General features: G+C 69.1%; 14 protein-coding genes and 1 tRNA gene. 8 read left to right on the top strand and 7 right to left on the bottom strand.

What is annotated here, in order from left to right; genetic code table 11:
* Positions 1-20: 20 nt before the first annotated feature.
* Positions 21-866 carry an inositol monophosphatase family protein gene (locus E3T55_RS03410; RefSeq protein WP_134518162.1) on the bottom strand — a complete coding sequence of 282 codons (846 nt, stop codon included), beginning with the start codon at positions 864-866 and terminating at the stop codon, positions 21-23.
* 74 nt (positions 867-940) lie between these two features.
* A tRNA-Tyr gene (locus E3T55_RS03405) sits at positions 941-1,025 on the bottom strand.
* A 157-nt stretch (positions 1,026-1,182) separates the two neighbouring features.
* Here E3T55_RS03405 and E3T55_RS03400 point away from each other — a divergent pair.
* On the top strand, positions 1,183-1,671 hold the full coding sequence (locus E3T55_RS03400; RefSeq protein WP_134518161.1) for a YajQ family cyclic di-GMP-binding protein: 489 nt from the start codon (positions 1,183-1,185) through the stop codon (positions 1,669-1,671).
* A 270-nt stretch (positions 1,672-1,941) separates the two neighbouring features.
* On the opposite strand, the gene E3T55_RS03395 is transcribed toward E3T55_RS03400, so the two are convergent.
* From E3T55_RS03395 to E3T55_RS03385, 3 genes are all read right to left on the bottom strand, one after another.
* Positions 1,942-3,324: an FAD-dependent oxidoreductase gene (locus E3T55_RS03395; RefSeq protein ID WP_134518160.1), complete on the bottom strand. Its 1,383-nt coding sequence runs from the start codon at positions 3,322-3,324 to the stop codon at positions 1,942-1,944.
* A 30-nt stretch (positions 3,325-3,354) separates the two neighbouring features.
* The gene (locus E3T55_RS03390; RefSeq protein WP_241992832.1) at positions 3,355-4,440 is read right to left on the bottom strand and encodes a polyprenyl synthetase family protein; all 1,086 of its coding nucleotides are present in this window, start codon (positions 4,438-4,440) and stop codon (positions 3,355-3,357) included.
* A 74-nt stretch (positions 4,441-4,514) separates the two neighbouring features.
* Positions 4,515-5,222: a class I SAM-dependent methyltransferase gene (locus E3T55_RS03385; protein ID WP_241992831.1), complete on the bottom strand. Its 708-nt coding sequence runs from the start codon at positions 5,220-5,222 to the stop codon at positions 4,515-4,517.
* Between the two features lie 99 nt (positions 5,223-5,321).
* Between E3T55_RS03385 and E3T55_RS03380 the strand changes: the two genes are divergently transcribed.
* From E3T55_RS03380 to E3T55_RS03355, 6 genes are all read left to right on the top strand, one after another.
* Positions 5,322-6,554: an isochorismate synthase gene (locus E3T55_RS03380; protein WP_241992830.1), complete on the top strand. Its 1,233-nt coding sequence runs from the start codon at positions 5,322-5,324 to the stop codon at positions 6,552-6,554.
* Between the two features lie 3 nt (positions 6,555-6,557).
* The gene (locus E3T55_RS03375; protein ID WP_134518159.1) at positions 6,558-7,880 is read left to right on the top strand and encodes a hypothetical protein; all 1,323 of its coding nucleotides are present in this window, start codon (positions 6,558-6,560) and stop codon (positions 7,878-7,880) included.
* A gap of 97 nt (positions 7,881-7,977) precedes the next feature.
* Positions 7,978-8,757 (top strand): ATP-binding cassette domain-containing protein, encoded by a 780-nt coding sequence (locus E3T55_RS03370; RefSeq protein WP_134518158.1) that lies wholly within the window; start codon positions 7,978-7,980, stop codon positions 8,755-8,757.
* The gene (locus E3T55_RS03365; RefSeq protein WP_134518157.1) at positions 8,754-9,548 is read left to right on the top strand and encodes an ABC transporter ATP-binding protein; all 795 of its coding nucleotides are present in this window, start codon (positions 8,754-8,756) and stop codon (positions 9,546-9,548) included. The genes E3T55_RS03370 and E3T55_RS03365 overlap by 4 nt, the downstream gene beginning before the upstream one ends.
* 7 nt (positions 9,549-9,555) lie before the next feature.
* The gene (locus E3T55_RS03360) at positions 9,556-11,100 is read left to right on the top strand and encodes an ABC transporter substrate-binding protein (RefSeq protein WP_134518156.1); all 1,545 of its coding nucleotides are present in this window, start codon (positions 9,556-9,558) and stop codon (positions 11,098-11,100) included.
* Complete coding sequence (locus tag E3T55_RS03355; RefSeq protein WP_134518155.1) at positions 11,100-12,926, top strand: ABC transporter permease subunit; 1,827 nt, start codon at positions 11,100-11,102, stop codon at positions 12,924-12,926. The genes E3T55_RS03360 and E3T55_RS03355 overlap by 1 nt, the downstream gene beginning before the upstream one ends.
* Here the strand turns inward: E3T55_RS03355 and E3T55_RS03350 are convergent.
* Together E3T55_RS03350 and E3T55_RS03345 are read right to left on the bottom strand one after the other, a co-directional pair.
* Positions 12,898-13,572, bottom strand: coding sequence for a TetR/AcrR family transcriptional regulator (locus E3T55_RS03350; protein WP_134518154.1), 675 nt, complete (start codon positions 13,570-13,572; stop codon positions 12,898-12,900). The genes E3T55_RS03355 and E3T55_RS03350 overlap by 29 nt on opposite strands.
* A gap of 11 nt (positions 13,573-13,583) precedes the next feature.
* The gene (locus tag E3T55_RS03345) at positions 13,584-13,931 is read right to left on the bottom strand and encodes a zinc ribbon domain-containing protein YjdM (RefSeq protein WP_277613482.1); all 348 of its coding nucleotides are present in this window, start codon (positions 13,929-13,931) and stop codon (positions 13,584-13,586) included.
* Positions 13,932-14,023: 92 nt separating this feature from the next.
* On the opposite strand from E3T55_RS03345, the gene E3T55_RS03340 reads away from it, so the two are divergent.
* The gene (locus tag E3T55_RS03340) at positions 14,024-14,569 is read left to right on the top strand and encodes a hypothetical protein (protein ID WP_134518152.1); all 546 of its coding nucleotides are present in this window, start codon (positions 14,024-14,026) and stop codon (positions 14,567-14,569) included.
* Positions 14,570-14,579 lie beyond the last annotated feature (10 nt).

Below are 14,579 nucleotides of genomic sequence, written 5' to 3'. Positions count from 1 at the left end.
GCCGACCAGCACCTGAGCGCTCAGGCGGCGGACGAGGCATAACGGTCAAAGATTTTCGCCAGCACCGGCTCGAACCGGGAATACAGTCCGGGATCGGCCGCGATCAGCAGTTCTTCGCCCTCGCGGTCGCCGCCGAAACCTCCGACGCGCGCGCCGGCCTCACGGGCGATCAGCGCGCCGGCGGCGTGGTCCCAGGGGTGCAGCCCGCGCTCGTAGTAGACGTCGAGTCGACCGGCCGCGACGCCGCACAGATCGAGGGCGGCCGACCCGAGGCGGCGGATGTCCCGCACCTCGCCGATGAGGCCGCGCACGACGTCGGCCTGCCACTGGCGCCGGTCGGCCAAGTACCCGAATCCGGTGCCGGCCAGTGCCAGGCCGAGCGGGACATCCGTATTGGCTCGCAGACGCCGGGAGCCGAGAAACGCGCCCCGCCCTGCTGCGGCCGTGTAGAGCTCATCGAGGGCAGGGTTGTAGACGGCGCCGGCGAGGGCGCGCCAGCTGGCCGGATCGGCGTCACCCTCGACGACGGCGATGCTCACCGCATAGAGGGGAATGCCGTAGAGGTAATTGACGGTGCCGTCGATCGGGTCGACGACCCAGGTCAGCCCGCTCGTACCAGTGCTGCCCTCCGACTCCTCGCCGTAGAATCCGTCGTCGGGCCTGGCTTCGGCGAGCAGGCGACGGATGAGCCGCTCGGTTTCGCGGTCGGCCTGCGTCACGACGTCCTCCGGCGAGGACTTGCTGGCGGCTATCTCGACCCCCTCGGCCCGGCGTCGTTTCGCGAGTGCTCCGGCAGTGAGCGCCGTTTCACGGGCGAGGCTGAGCAGGTCGGTGAGTTCTCGGTCGGTGCGTGCCACATCGGTCATGCTCGAAGCGTACGGGATGCGGCTTAACGACAGCAGGCGAACCCGATGAGGTCCGCCTGCCGTACGTGTTGTGCTGGTGGCGAGTGCGAGGTTCGAACTCACGAAGGCTACGCCGTCTGATTTACAGTCAGATCCCTTTGGCCGCTTGGGTAACTCGCCAGGCGTTCCCGTCCAAGTGTATTCACCTAACCGGAGACGCGGGTTAACATTACCCGGCAAAGCCCTCAGTGAGAAATCAGCGCAGCGAAGAGAAATCAGCGCAGCGAACTGCGGCCGGAGAAATGTCTCCCCAGCCCGCCCCGGTACCATGACTCCTATGGCAGATTCAACATTCGACATCGTTAGCAAGGTCGACCCGATGGAGGTCGACAACGCCCTCAACCAGGCGCACAAGGAGGTCGCGCAGCGCTACGACTTCAAGAACGTGGGTGCATCGATCGCGATGAGCGGCGAGAAGGTACTCATGAAGGCCAACACCGAGGAGCGCGTCAAGGCGATTCTCGAGGTCTTCGAGGCGAAGCTCATCAAGCGTGGCATCTCACTGCGCAGCCTCGAGGTCGGCGACCCGTTCGCCTCCGGCAAGGAATACCGCATCGAAACCACGATGAAGGCCGGGATCGACCAGGAGAACGCGAAGAAGATCGGCAAGATCATTCGCGACGAGGGCCCCAAGGGCGTCAAGAGCCAGATTCAGGGCGACGAGCTGCGCGTGAGCTCCAAAAGCCGCGACGACCTGCAGGCCGTCATGGCGCTGCTCAAGGGCAAGGACCTCGACGTCGCCCTGCAGTTCGTCAACTTCCGCTAGTCAGCCCGCGGGGGCCGCGTCCGGCATCCGGTGGCCGCGTGCCACGGATGCCGCGACGGTGGCGAATTCAGGAAATCCGCCCGCAGCCCTCGCCCCGCCCGCACCGTTCCGTGGGCGCGGGGCTATGGTGGCCGCAGATCTCCTGAATTCGCCACGCGGGGCGCCCCGAACCGATGTCGCCCAGAACAGATGTCGCACAGAACAGATGTCGCACAGAGCGGATGGCGCGCAGGGCGGATGGCGCGCAGGGCCGCATCCGCCGCGTTGGCGCTACTGCCCGAGTGAGATGTCGACCATCTCGTCGCGGGGCACGACCTTGATGCGCACCCGACCGGCCGCTTCGCCGAGGGCGAGTTCGTGCTGGTCGAGGTTGTGCCAGCCGTCGAGGCCGGTGTAGCGGATGCCGCGCTCGTCGAGCAGCGCCACGATGCTGTCTTCGGCGGGCGATTCGGGGCGCCACCAGTTGCCGGCGTCGTTGATCAGGTGCTTGATCGTTTCCATCGCGTCGCTCTTGGTGTGGCCGATCAGGCCGACCGGGCCGCGCTTGATCCAGCCGGTCGCGTAGACGCCGTACATCTGCTGGTTGAAGAGGCCGCCGCTGCCGGCCGACGGGTCGCGCCGCAAGACCTGGCCCTCGCGGTTGGGAATGATGCCGCGCTTCTTGTCAAAGGGCACGCCGGGCAACGGCGAGCCGAAGTAGCCGACCGCGCGGTACAGCGCCTGGATCGGGAGTTCGCGAATCTCGCCGGTGCCCACGACGCCGCCCTCGCCGTCGGGTGCGGTGCGTTCCCAGCGGATGCCGCCGACCCGGCCGGTTCCGTCGTCGAGAATCTCGAGTGGCTTGGCGAAGAAGTGCAGGTGCAGGCGACGTGACGCGGTGCCAGCCTCGCGCTGACGCCACTTGGTCATGATCTTGTCGATCACGAAGACCTGCTTGTTGCCCGCGACGGCGGCCTGCGCGGCCTCGTCGTAGTCGAAGTCCTCCTCGTGCACGACGATATCGACGTCGTTCAATTCGCCGATCTCACGCAGTTCGAGCGGCGTGAATTTGACGGATGTCGGTCCGCGCCGCCCGAAGACGTGCACGTCGGTCACCGGTGACGCGGCGAGTCCGTCGTAGACGTTGCCGGGAATCTCGGTCGGCAGCAGGTCGGCTGCGTGTTTGATGAGCATGCGCGACACGTCGAGGGCCACGTTGCCGTTGCCGATGACGGCGATCTGCCGGGCTTCGAGCGGCCAGGTACGCGCAAAGTCGGGGTGGCCGTCGAACCAGCTGACGAACTCGGCGGCGCCGTAGGAGCCGTCGAGGTCGGCGCCGGGAATGAGCAGGTCGGCGTCGCGCACGGCGCCGGTCGCGAAGATGACCGCGTTGTAGTGCTTCTTGAGGTCGTCGATGGTGAGGTCGATGCCGAACCGGACGTTTCCGAAGACCCGAATATCGCCTCGGTCGAGCACGTCGCGCAGCGCGGTGATGATGCCCTTAATGCGGGGGTGGTCGGGGGCGACGCCATAGCGCACGAGCCCGTAGGGCGCCGGCAGGTGGTCGAAGAGGTCGATCGAGACCTCGAATTTGCGCTCCGCCTTGAGCAGAATGTCGGCGGCGTAGATGCCGGCCGGCCCGGCGCCGACAATGGCCAATCGCAACTTAGTCAAGGAAGCCTCTGTTCTACCCGGAGCGTGGGTCTAGCTGGAGCGTTCGACGATGGTCTCGGCGAAGCGGGTCAGTGCCTTTTTGACGGATGCCTGCGGCAGCGGATCGAGGGCGGCCACGGCATCCCTGGCCCAGGTGTGCGCTTCGGCGAGGGTCTCCGCCGTGACGGCGTGCTCGCGCAGCGCCGTGATCGCGGAGTCCGCGGCCTGCGACGCCTCACCGGTCAGCTCGGTGCCTGCGGTGTTCATCACGTCGCGGTCGAGACGGGCGAGCAGGTCGCGGGCGGCGGCATCCGTCTCTGCGCGTTCGCGCAGGCGCAGCAGCGGCAGGGTCACGACTCCGGCGCGCAGGTCGGTGCCAGGCACCTTGCCGGTCTGCTGCGGCTGCGGCGACAGGTCGAGCACGTCGTCGATGAGCTGGAACGCCACGCCGATCTTCTCTCCGAAGTCGACGACGGGCTGTTCGTACTGCGGCGGGGCCTCGCCGAACACGACGCCGGCCTGGGCGGCGGCGGCGATGAGCGAACCGGTCTTGCCGGCGAGCACCTGGATGTAATGCTCGACCGGGTCCTCACCGGCGGCGGGGCCGACGGTCTCGCGAAACTGGCCGAGCACGAGGCGTTCGAAGGTGACGGCCTGCAGGCGAATCGCCCGTTCGCCGAGCCGTGCCATCAGCTGGCTCGCCCGGGCGAAGAGCAGGTCACCGGTGAGAATGGCGACGGAGTTGCCCCACACCATCTGGGCGCTCGGCACGCCGCGGCGCTTGTCGGCATCGTCCATCACGTCGTCGTGGTAGAGGGAAGCGAGGTGGGTGAGCTCGATCGCCGTCGCGGCCGTCACGACCTCCGGCACAACGCCACGGCCGAGGTGCGCGGTGAGCAGGGCGAGCATCGGGCGCACCCGCTTGCCGCCGGCGTTCAGCAGGTAGCGACTCGTGACGTTGGCGATTTCGTTCGCGAAGACCAGCTCGGCGACGAGGGCGGTTTCGACCTCCACGATGCCGGCATCGATGTTCGCGGCGAGGCCTCGATCGTCTTTCGTGGAAAAAATGCGGTCGCCCAGGCCGGCCTGCGACGTGATCGACGGGCTGCGGCGCACGACGGGTGGTCTCGATTTCACTCTGTCAGCCTACCGATGAGTCGCACCTGAATAAACGTGGCATGAATATGCGCCACGGAAACAACGCGGATGGCTTAACCAGCCGACTTGATGCCGCGATGCAGGGCCACGATGCCGAGCGTCAGATTGCGGTAGGCGACGGCGTCGTAGCCGGCGTCGCGCATCCAGCCGCTCAGCACGGTCTGCGCCGGCCAGGCGGCAATCGACTCGCCCAGGTAGTCGTAGGCCTCGGCGTTTGACGACACGAGGCGCACCACGGCGGGCATCACCCGGTTGAGGTAGGCAAAGTAGCCCACCCGCACCGGTGTCAGGGGCGGGGTCGAGAATTCGCAGATCACGACGCGGCCGCCGGGCTTGGTCACCCGGTAGAACTCGGCGAGCGCCTTTTTGGGCTCGACGACGTTGCGCAGTCCGAACGAGATGGTCACGGCGTCGAATTCCCCGTCGGCGAACGGCAGCTTCGTCGCATCCGCCTGCACGAATTCGATGTTGGCATTGCCGGCGTGCCGGGTGCGGCCCACCTGGATCATGCCCTCGCTGAAATCGGCGGCCACGACATGGGCGCCGCTCTTGGCGATCGCGGCGCTCGAGGTTCCGGTGCCGGCGGCGATGTCGAGGATGCGTTCGCCGGCCTGCGGGGCCACGGCACGCGTCGTGGCGATGCGCCACAGCGAGGCATTACCGGCCGACAACAGGGCGTTGGTGAGGTCGTAGTGCGCGGCGACCTCGTCGAACATCGCCGCCACCTGGGCGGGCCGTTTATTGAGGTCTGCTCTATTCACCTGCCCAGTCTAGGATGATCCGCGGCCGCGCGGCCCGCCCGGAGGGGCACGCCCGGCACTCCCACAGGCGGGAGCCCCGCACGGGCGTAGGCTACTCACGTGAATGCGCAGGCTCTAACGGTCGAAACCTCCCCCATTGCCGACATTCAACAACTCATTCCGCTTCTCGATCAGCGGCAGCCGCTGCTCTGGATGCGCCGTAATCAGGGCCTCGCCGGCATCGGCACGGCCCTGCGCCTCGAATTTTCCGGCCCCACCCGCATGAGGGATGCCGCGGCCGCCTGGCGCGAGGTCGTCGCGAACGCGACGATCACCGACCCGCTGACCCGCACGGGCACCGGACTGCTGGCCTTCGGCACCTTCGCCTTCGACGATTTTTCGGCCCAGACCAGCGTCTTGATCGTGCCGGAGGTCATCGTCGGCCGTGAAGACGGCCAGTGCTGGGTCACCCGTATCTGGGCGACCGGCTCCACGGCGCCCACGACCCCGCTCACCGCGCGCGCACCGGGCGACGAGTATCGCATCTCGCTGCGACCGGGCAACCTCGGGGCCGCCGGGTTCACCGATGCGGTGGCCGAAGGCGTCCGTCGCATTGGCAAGCAGGATCTCAACAAGGTCGTGCTGGCCCGTGACCTGACCGGGCACCTGCCCGCCGAGAGTGACCTGCGGCGAGCGATCACCAAACTCGCGCTGGGCTATCCGGACTGTTGGACCTATGCGGTCGACGGCCTCGTCGGCTCGAGCCCGGAGACCCTGATTAGGGTCGACCACGGCGACGTCAACGCCCGCGTGCTCGCCGGCACGATCAGCCGGGGAACGGATGCCGCCGCCGACCTCGAAGCGGCCCTCGCCCTGGCCACGAGCACGAAAGACGGCGACGAACACGAGTTCGCCGTGCAGAGCGTGCTGCAGTCGCTGCGCCCGCACACCTCGGTGCTCGCCACGAGCGAGATTCCCTTCACCGTGAAGCTGCCCAACCTCTGGCACCTCGCGACCGACCTCGAGGGCACCCTGAGCGACGGGTCGACCTCGCTCGACCTGATCTCGGCGATGCACCCCACGGCGGCCGTCGCCGGCACGCCGACGCCGGCCGCGCTGGCCCTGATTCGCGAACTCGAACCCTTCGACCGCGGCCGCTACGCCGGACCGGTCGGCTGGGTCGGCGCCGACGGTGACGGCGAGTGGGCGATCGCGCTGCGTTGCGCGCAGGTCACCCCGACCGGCGACGTCACCGCGTACGCGGGCTGCGGCATCGTGCTCGACTCGACCCCCGAGCACGAACTCGCCGAAACCAAGATGAAGTTTCGCCCCGTCGTCGAAGCCTTCGGGTAGCCGGTGACCGTGCCGGGCGCCCGATCGGACGCTCTGCGGGGACCCACGGCACTGCTGCTCTACGCGCTGCTGCTCAGCGGCATCATCGTCATGGTCGGACTGTCAACGGTCGTGCCGGGCGCGACGCTCGTCGCCGGCGCTCTGACCCTCGCCTGCGCGGTGCTCGGCCTCGCCCTGGTCGGGCGCACGCAGCGCCTGATCGCGATCGTGCTCATGACGATCGGCGGCCTGTCGCTCATTCTCGGCGGCGCCCTCGGGGGCACGGTCGACGCCCGAGACCTGCTGTCGGTCAACCAGGACCTCATCGGCATGGTCACGGCGGTGTCGTTTCTGCGCCTGATCACTCCGTTGTCGCAGGCGACCCGGCCGCGGCTGCACGGCGCGCCGGCCGTCATCCGCACGGCGCTGGCTACGCATCTGCTGGGCGCGGTCATCAATATGGGCGCGGTCGGCATCGTTGGCGACCAGCTGCGCGGGCGCGGCGTGCTGCGCCTGCCCGATGCCGCCCTGCTGTCACGGGCGTACGCGTCGGCGGCGTTCTGGTCACCGTTCTGGGCGGCCGCGGCGGCCGCCACCACCCTCGTTCCGGGTGCCAATACGCTCGTGCTGCTCGCGGTCGGCCTACCCCTCGCTCTCGTCAGCATCGTGCTCAGCACCGGGGACCTGTGCCGCCTGTGGGGCGGTGAACTGCGCACGTACACCGGCTATTCGCTCAGCTGGGCGCTGATTCGCGTGCCGCTGGCCCTCGTTGCGGTGGTGATGCTGGCCCATCAGCTGTTCCCGGAGCTCGCGGTTCCGCGCCTCGTGCTGCTCGGCGGCATCGGTGTCACCGCCCTCGGCCTGCTGCTGCGGGACTGGCGACGGATGCCCCGTACCCTCGCCCGGCACGCCCGTCGCGACCTGCCAGGGTTGCGTGGCGAGGTCACCCTGTTCGCCTCGGCCGGAGTTCTCGCGGTCGGCCTGCACGTGCTCTTTCCGCTCGTGCACGTGGTGCTGCCGGTGCCCGGTTTCACCGTCTGGGTGGCGTGGCTGATGCTGCTCGCCATGGTGCTCGCTGCGCTCGTGGGCATGCACCCGGTCGTGTCGCTCGCCGTGGTGGGCGCGCTCGTGCATCCGCTCGGCCCCGACCCGACCCTGTTCGTGCTGGCGGCGTCCGTCGGCTGGGGAGTATCGATCGCGGTCGGGCCGCTGACCGGCACGACCATGTTTCTCAGCTCCCGATACGGCATCGACAGTCTGGTGCTGTCTCGGCGCAACCTCGTCTACCTCGCAATCGTGCTCGCGGCGGCGTGGCCGGCCCTGTGGATCGTCTCCCTGATCGCCTGAGTTCCAGGGTGAGCTTGTTATTGATAATAAGAATCAATACAGTTAGGGACCTGCCCCGTCCCTGACCTGCTCGTTCCCAACAGTGTGAGAGAACTCGATGCCACCCGCCCTGGCCCTGCGCAACCTGACCGTCTCGGTGCGTGGCAAGTTCCTCGTGCACGGCATCGACCTCACCGTCGACCCGGGCGAGCGGGTCGCCCTGCTCGGCGCCTCCGGCTCCGGCAAATCGCTCACCGCGGCGGCCGTGCTCGGTTCGCTCGGGCCGGAGTTTCGGGCAAGCGGCAGCCTCACGCTGTTCGGAGTGCCCGTCGACGTGGGTTCGACGGCAGCACGTCGCACCGCGATGGGCATTGCCGCGGTGTATCAGGACTCACGCAGCGCCCTGAACCCGCTCGTGACAATCGCGGCACAGCTCACGCTTGCGGTGCGGCGCCACCACGAACTCGGCGCCAGAGCGGCCCGCGCCTGCGTGGCCGAGCTGCTGGCATCCGTCGGCATTGACGACCCACCGCGCACGATGGCGGGGTATGCAGCCCAGCTCTCGGGCGGACAACTCCAGCGGGTGTGCATCGCGCTCGCGCTCGCCTGCCGCGCCCGACTGCTCATCGCCGACGAACCCACGACGGCCCTCGACGTGGTCAACCAGGCCAGGGTGCTCGACGTGCTGCGCGACTACGGCGACGCCGAGCGGGCCGCCATCCTGTTCATCACGCATGATCTGGCCGTGGCCGCCTCACTCTGCGACCGCGCCGTCGTGCTGCAGCACGGGCGCGTTGTGGAACAGGCCGCCATGCACGATCTGATCGAACGACCCGGCCACGAGTATGCTCGGGCGCTCGTGGCATCGGCCGCTCCCCGATCGCTGGCCTGCGCGTGATCAATGAGCTGCGGGCGACGGGCCTGAGCCACGCCTATTCCACCCCGGCACCGGGGCCGTTCGGCCGTCGCGGCAGGGTCGCGGCACTGACGGATGTCTCCTGCACGCTCGCGCGCGGAGACACCGTGGGTCTCGTGGGCCAGTCCGGATCGGGCAAGTCCACGCTGCTGCGCGTGCTGCTGGCCTTGGAAACCCCCACTCGCGGCGGCCTGCACCTCGGAGACACTCCGGTGCAGGCAGGCAACACGCGGTCGCTGCGCTGGTTTCGGCGCCGCGTTCAGTACATCCCGCAGGACCCGGCCGCGAGCCTCGAACCACGCATGACCGTCGAGCAGCTCGTGCGGGAACCCCTCGCGCGCCTCGGCGTCCCCGGCGACCACCGCGCGCTCGTGCGGGAGGCTCTCGACAGCGTCGGCCTGTGCGGGTCGCTCGCCACCAAACGCCCGCGTGAGCTCAGTGGCGGCCAGGCCCAGCGCGTGGCCCTCGCCCGCGGCATCGTGGCCGGCCCCGATTTTCTGCTCGCCGACGAGCCGGTGAGCGGTCTCGACCTGCCGATGCGCAACCAGATTCTCGCCCTGCTCGAGGCGCTGGCCCGAGACCGCTCGCTCGGACTGGTCTTCGTCTCCCACGACCTGGATGCCGTCGGCCGGCTCTGCGCCCGCAGTCTCGTGCTGAGTGAGGGTCGCATCGTGGAACAGGGGCCGACCGACCGACTGCTCGCCGCCCCCGAACACGAAGCCACCCGCGCCCTCGTTGACGCCATCCCCCGGCTCAAATCGCCCCGCTCTTAAGGACCTCATGCACCGCAGAATTGTCAGCACACTTCAGCGCATACTCATTGGCCTCGGCCTGGCCACCGCGACCACCCTCCTGTTCTCGGGCTGTTTTTCAGACAGCGCCGCCTCAGTGACGGGCGGCGCCGGCGACTCGGGCGACCGCATCCGGCTCGCCATGCTGCAGCCGCCGCGCAGCGGGCTGTCACCGCTCAGCGACGACGCCTTCAAACTCTCCCGCTGGAGCACCGGCGAGACCCTCGTCACGCTCGACGACCTCGGCGACGCGCAGCCCGCGCTGGCCACCGACTGGCAGCGGGTCGATGCGCAGAACTGGCGCTTCGACATCCGCTCGGATGTGACCTTTCACGATGGCACCGCGCTGACCGGCGAGCAGGTCGCCGCGTCTTTGACCTACGCTGCGACCGCGAGCCCGAAGCCGCGCATTCTCGACGGCGTCGACCTGACGGTCACGGCCGACGGCGACGTCGTCACCGTGACGACCGTGACGGAGGACCCGCTGATTCCGCAGCGGCTGTCGAGCCCGCAGCTGACGATTCTTGCCGCCGCCGCCTACGGCGACGATGGAGTGGTCGACCCGGTCAACGCGGGCACCGGCCCGTTTGTGCTCGCCGCCGTCGACGGCACGAGCGGCGCCACCCTCAACCGCTATGACGATTATTGGGGCACGCCCGCCGTCTCGAGCGGCATCGACGTGCAGTTCGTGCCCGACGGTACCGCGCGCGCCGCGGCGCTGCGCACCCGAACCGCCGACATCGTGGAGGCCATCCCGGTCGGGCAGGTCGCCCAGATCGACAACGACCTTATTTACGAGGTGCCGATGCCGCGCACCAACACGCTCTACCTGAATACCGAGTCCGGCCCGTTCGCCGACCCCGCCGTGCGCGCCGCGGCCCGGGTCGCGCTCGACAACGCGGCGATCGCCCGGCTCGTCTACGAGAATCGGGCCGACGAGGCCGACGGCCTGCTCGGCCCGGCGCTCGACTGGGCCGCCGCCGAACGAGACGCGGCCGCATATTCGCGCATCCTGGCCGGGCGAGCGGATGCCGCGGCCGTCGACGGCGTGCGCATCTCGCTCGGCACCTTTACCGACCGGGCCGAACTGCCCGAAGTCGCCGTGCAGCTCGAACAGCAGCTCGAGGCCGTGGGCTTCATTGTGGAACAGGACGTGCGCGAGTACCAGTACATCGAAGCGGATGCCCTCGACGGCGCCTTCGACGCGTTCATCCTGTCCCGCGCCACCGTGCTCGATTCGGGCGATCCGGTGGCCTACCTGTACAGCGACTTCGCCTGCGCGGGCTCGTTCGCCATCTCGCAGCTCTGCGCTGCCGAGGTCGACGCCGCGCTCGACGCGGCCGCGGCCATCCCGGCGGGTGCCGAGCGCCGAGCCGCCATCATGCAGGCCGAGGCCATGATTCTCGCCCGGGACGCGGCCATCCCCCTGCTGCACGAACGAGTCATCCAGGGCGAGGGTGTCGGCGTGACCGGGGCCGTGCGTGACCCGCGCGAGCGTGCCCTGATCACGAATGAGACGCGCGTGACACGCTAATGGCCCGAGGCCGGGCCGGGGTGCTGCGCGCCGGCGCACTCGTCGCCGGGTCGCGGGTCACCGCGATCTCGGCGGTCGTGCTGCTCGTCGGCATGCTGCCGTGGCTCTCCGGCCGCAGCCCCGAGTACACGATTCTGCGGGCACGCTACGCCGATCTCGAGGTCACGCCGGCGAACCTCGAGGCCGTGCGCGCCGAACTCGGCCTGAATCGCGGGCCGTTCATGGTCTTCGCGGACTGGGTCGGTGGCGTGCTGCGCGGCGATTTCGGAACGTCCTGGATCAGCAACCGCCCGGTGCTGCCGGGCACACTCGACGCGCTCGGCGTCTCGTTGACCCTGATGGGGTTCGCGATTCTCGTCGCCACGGTCGTTGCGACCCTGCTGTGCCTGCCGACCGTGCGCGCCGGCCTGCGGGGCCGGCGCGCCCGCGGTGCCGGGGCGATCGCAGCGACGCTCACGGCGCTGCCCGAGTTTCTGCTCGCTGCGGCGCTGCTCATCATCTGTGCCGTCTGGCTGCGCTGGTTTCCGCCCTACGGGTGGACGGGCATCCAGTACGCTGTGCTGCCCGCCCTCGCGCTCGGCGTTCCCGCGGGCGGCCTGATCGGCCGACTGCTGTCGGACGCGATCGCCGGGGCCTTCGCCGAGCGGTGGGTGCTGACCTGGGCGATGGCGGGGTTTCCGACCTGGCGTACCGTGGCGGCGGTGCTGCGGCGGGCGCTGCCGTCGGTGCTCGGTCAGATCGGGCTCGTGCTCATCGGGCTCACCGGCGGCGCCGTCGCGGTCGAGCAGATCTTCGCGATTCCCGGACTCGGCCGGGCCACCCTCGGGGCGGCCAGCTCGCAGGACATTCCCGCCCTGCAGGCCGGAATCCTGGCCCTGCTCGGGGTCGCCGTCGTCGTGGGCGGGGCCGTCGGACTGCTGCGCCGCGTGCTGCTCGGCCCGGCGCTGCGGCTCGGTTCACTGCCCGTGCCCGAGACCCGGGTGCCGTCGCGCCGTCGCGATGCCATCGTGCCGGCCGGGTCGGCGCTGCTTCTGCTGCTCATCATCGGCACCGGGCTGCTGCGCGATCCGTTTACGAGCGAGCATGCCCGCCTGGCGCCGCCGTCGTGGCTGCTGCCCTTCGGGGCGGATGCGAGCGGTCGCGACCTGCTCGGGCGCCTGGGCCATGGGGCGGTCATCACCCTCGGCACCGCGCTCGTGGTGGTGCTCGTCTGCGTGGTCGTGGGGGTCGTGGTCGGGCTGTTTCCGCACGCGTCGATCGGACCGCTCGAGGTCACGAATGCGGCGCCGCCGATCCTCGCGGGGATCGTGGTCACGGCGCTATGGGGACCCTCCATCGTCGGAGCGGCGATCGCGGTGGCCCTGGTCAGCTGGGCGCCGCTCGCCGCACACACGGGGGCGCTCGTGCTGGAGGCGCGCGCACAGCCGCACATCGGAATCCTGCCGGTTCTGGGCGTGGGGCGGGCCCGAATCCTGCTGCGCTACATCGTTCCGACCGTGATCGGGCCGGTGTTTCGACACGCGATGCTGCGGTTGCCCGGTGTCGCGCTGACGCTCGCGGCGCTCGGTTTTCTCGGCCTCGGCACCGACCAGCCCACACCGGAGTGGGGTTTGGTTCTTGCGGAGGGCATCGGCTACGCCGAGCGGGCGCCGTGGGTCGTGCTCGCTCCGGCCGGGGCGCTCGTGCTGGCCGCGGTGCTCGCGGTCTCGCTCGCCGGCTTCGGGTGGGCGCGGCCTCGCGCCTCGCGGCCCCGCACGGCGCAGCGGGTTGACGCGCAGCCGGTCGAGGCGCAGCCGACTAGGGCGCAGCAGGCCCGCGCGAGTTGAGGGCGAGCGCGGCCATCAGCACGGCGGCGAGGCTGCCCTGGATCTGCTCCCGCGTGACGCCCTCCGGATCGGCCGCGACCTCGATCGCGAGGCCGTTCACGGTCGCGAGCAGCATCATCGCGAAGACGCTGTAGTCGGCCGGGTTCGCCGGGCCGCCGAAGGGCGCCGCCCGGTCGGCGATCGCGGCGGCGAGAACATCGCGGCGATTGCGACGCTGCGCCCGAAAGGCCGAACCCACCTCGGGGTCACGGCCGGCCTGAATCGTGAACTCGACGACGAGCGCGTGCCAGGCCTGTTCGCGAATAACCTCGTCGGTCAGCCGCGCGGCCGAATAGTCCACGAGTTCGCGAAAGGTGGAGAAATCGCCGGAGCCGGCGAGAAAATCGGCGGTGATTCCGGCCAGCCGTTCGGCGAGCAGGCTCGCGAAGAGTTCCTGCTTGGAGCCGAAGTTGGAGTAGATGGCGCCCTTGGTGTAGCCGGCGCGCTCGGCGATCACGTCGAGCCGCGCCGCCAGGTAACCGGTCTGGGTAAAGACCTCGACGGCCGCGACGAGCAGCGCCGCCCGCACGTTTTCACGGCGTGGGCGGCGCCGCACGGAACCCGAGACCGTCAGGTCGATCGGGGTCGATGCAGTCGGGTCAGCCATCGAACTCGTACTTAGACCTTTTTGACGACGCTGGACTTGAGCTGCATCGCACCGAATCCGTCGACCTTGCAGTCGATGTCGTGGCCGTCGACGGCATCCTCGACGAGGCGAATGTTGCGCACCTTGGTGCCGACCTTGATCGCGGTCGAACTGCCCTTGAACTTCAGGTCCTTGATCACGCTGACGGTGTCGCCGTCGGTCAGCACGGTGCCGAAAGCATCTTTGATGACGGATTCCTGAACCTCTTCGGCGGGCTCGTCATTCCATTCGTGTGCGCACAGGGGGCACACGAGCAGGGCGCCCATTTCGTAGGTCAGGTCGCTGGAGCATTTCGGGCACGGGGGCAGGGTCTCATTCACTCCCGCTATCTTACGCTCGCCCATCCGCTTGCTAAAAGCACCTATCTTCCTATAGATTTTGCACAGCGACACAAAACATCTTCGGAGGAACAATGCGCAGGAGCACAGCGGCCTTCATGGCCGGAATCACCGCGGGATCACTACTGATTGGCGGGCTCACCCTGTACCTGGGCGCGTCCATGTCGGAGACGATCGACGCGATCGAACCGGCCGGCACGTCCCAGGCCTTCGTCACGTCCGGCATCACACCGACCAGCACGCCGACCCCGGCACCGGATGCACCGATCGAGCCGGCTCCGGTCGCCGCACCGACCCCGGTCGCCCTCGATCCGCTGTCGGCCGACTACAACCCCTACCTCGAGCCGAGCGATCCCGCCTTCGTCACCGACGCCGAGATGACGACCTGGTACGCCCTGCAGGGCGTGATTCGGCAGTGCATGACCGAGCAGGGCTTCGAGTACCTCGAGTGGGACTGGCGGCTCGATGAGGGTCCGCAGCCGCTGCGTCAGGACTTCGCGCAGAAGCAGGCCTGGCTGCAGGCCCTCTACGGCGACGACCTGCTCAATCCCGGTTCGGACTGGCAGACAAACGGATGCTCCGGCTACGCGCTGCACGTCACCGGCGACACCACGCACTGATCGAAGGAGC

The sequence above is a fragment of the Cryobacterium frigoriphilum genome (genome assembly GCF_004403305.1).
Taxonomy (GTDB): domain Bacteria; phylum Actinomycetota; class Actinomycetes; order Actinomycetales; family Microbacteriaceae; genus Cryobacterium; species Cryobacterium frigoriphilum.
The sequence above is the reverse complement of the archived record's forward strand: the minus strand, read 5'-3'. Positions and strand labels throughout refer to the sequence as shown.